The organism is Paenibacillus sp. 01T422, from assembly GCF_056398785.1.
This window is the reverse complement of sequence record NZ_JBFTQB010001037.1, coordinates 1-2045: the sequence shown is the minus strand read 5'-3', so window position 1 is coordinate 2045 and position 2045 is coordinate 1. Positions and strand designations below refer to the sequence as shown.

Annotated in this window: 1 protein-coding gene; it reads left to right on the top strand. The window is 45.6% G+C overall.

What is annotated here, in order from left to right; all coding sequences use genetic code 11:
* Positions 1–121 precede the first annotated feature (121 nt).
* Entirely contained in the window at positions 122–1879 is a 1758-nt protein-coding gene (locus tag AC1DUA_RS35165; RefSeq protein ID WP_477504150.1) for a glycoside hydrolase family 2 protein, read from the top strand.
* Positions 1880–2045: the final 166 nt, after the last annotated feature.

The window sequence follows — 2045 nt, the reverse complement described above, 5'->3', positions numbered from 1 at the left end:
ACCTATAAGTTAATTGAATAACATGTATTGACAGGAAATGAGCTTGGGATGATAATAGTCTTAGTTATATTGGACTTATTTAATTAACTTATTAATTAACTTTATGGAGGTAGCGTTACCCATGACGAATCAACCCCGAGCAGATTACCCAAGGCCACAATTTGTACGAGACAGCTGGATGAACTTGAATGGCGAATGGGAATTTGAGTTTGATGATGACCGTGTAGGCAGCAAAGAGAAATGGCATTTAGGGAACAAAGCGTTATCCCAGACGATTCAAGTGCCTTTCGCTTTTCAGAGTAAGCTAAGTGGCATTGGCAGCAATGAGTTTCATGACGTTGTATGGTACCGCAGGGATTTGGTGATTCCAGACGCATTTGCAAATAAGCGGATTTTGCTTCACTTTGGGGCCGTTGATTACGAGGCATCCGTTTGGGTGAACGGCACTTTGGTTGCGACGCATGAAGGCGGGCACACGCCGTTTCACGCGGACATTACCGATGCTCTCCAGGAAGGTACGAATAAATTAGTTGTCAAAGCCGTTGATTACAGCAAAGACGTGACGCTGCCTAGAGGTAAGCAGTACTGGCTCTCGGATTCAGCGAGCATTTTCTATACGAGAACTACTGGTATTTGGCAAACTGTATGGATTGAAGCGGTAAGCACCGATGCTTATTTAAATAAAGTGAGAATTACGCCGGACATTGATAATAAGCAAGTGGAATTGCAATTTTTCATCGAAGCTGCCAAAGCGCATGAGAAACAGCAGGTGAAGGTTGAGATTTCTTTTAAGGGCAAACTTGTTTCCGAGGACACTTATTTGTTGAAAGACAGCGTTGGGACAAGAACTGTTCGTCTGAATGATTTTAATGATCATGGACTTGGTGGTTGGTGGACGCCGGAGCGTCCGAATTTGTACGATGTTGCTTTCACACTGCTGGTTGACGATCAAGCTGTTGATGAAGTGACGAGCTATTTCGGTATGCGGAAAGTTTCGATCGAGAATGGCAAGCTTTGCCTCAACAACCGTCCTTATTTCCTGAAAATGGTGCTGGACCAAGGTTATTTCCCAGATGGAAATTTGACGCCGCCAAGTGATGAGGCGATCAAGCAGGATGTCGAGCTGACGAAAGCAATGGGCTTTAATGGCGCCCGTAAGCATCAGAAGTTGGAGGATCCTAGATTTCTGTACTGGTGTGACCAGCTTGGACTTGTTGTCTGGAGCGAAGCGGCAAATGCCTACGAATACACGGAGAAGTATGTAGAACGGTTTACCAAAGAGTGGCAAGCGTCTGTCGATCGCGATTATAACCATCCTTCTATCATTGCCTGGGTTCCATTGAACGAAAGCTGGGGAGTTCCTAATATCCAGATTGATAAAAGGCAGCAGCAGCATGCGTTAACGATGTATCATTTGACGAAGTCGCTTGATCCGATGCGTCCTGTTATCTCGAATGACGGTTGGGAATTGGTGAAAACGGACTTATTCGCGATTCATGATTATGAGTGGCGGGAAGAGGTTCTGACCGAGCGTTACAGCTCCAAAGAGAAGGCCGTTCATGCGATGCCGGCGAATCGCCGCCTGTTTGTTGAAGGTTTCCCTTATGAGAATCAGCCGATTCTTGTTACTGAGTTTGGCGGGATAGCCTACAAGAAAAGCGATTGGGAAGGCTGGGGTTACTCTGGTGCCGAGAACGATGAAGAGTACGAGCAGAAGCTGCGTGCCGTCATTCGTCCACTACTGAACTCCGGCGTTGTTCAAGGATATTGCTATACGCAATTAACAGATGTGGAGCAGGAAATCAATGGTTTGCTCACTTATGATCGGAAACCGAAAATTCCAGTTGAAGTGATTAAAGCGATCAATGATCGTAAATAAAAAAAGTCGGGGCAGTTAGGTGCCCCGGCTTTTTTCAGCATTTATGAAGGTAGTGGGATTTACTGGGAACTACAGTCCGGTATTACACAGGAAAGGCATGCTTTTCATGGGATAGGGGAACTACGGTACCTATTTTGCCAACTTCACCTGATAAACGCACCATGGA

Bases quoted from the DNA above. Each gene is read 5' to 3' on its own strand.
- AC1DUA_RS35165 (WP_477504150.1), top strand. From the start codon at position 122: ATGACGAATCAACCCCGAGCAGATTACCCAAGGCCACAATTTGTACGA.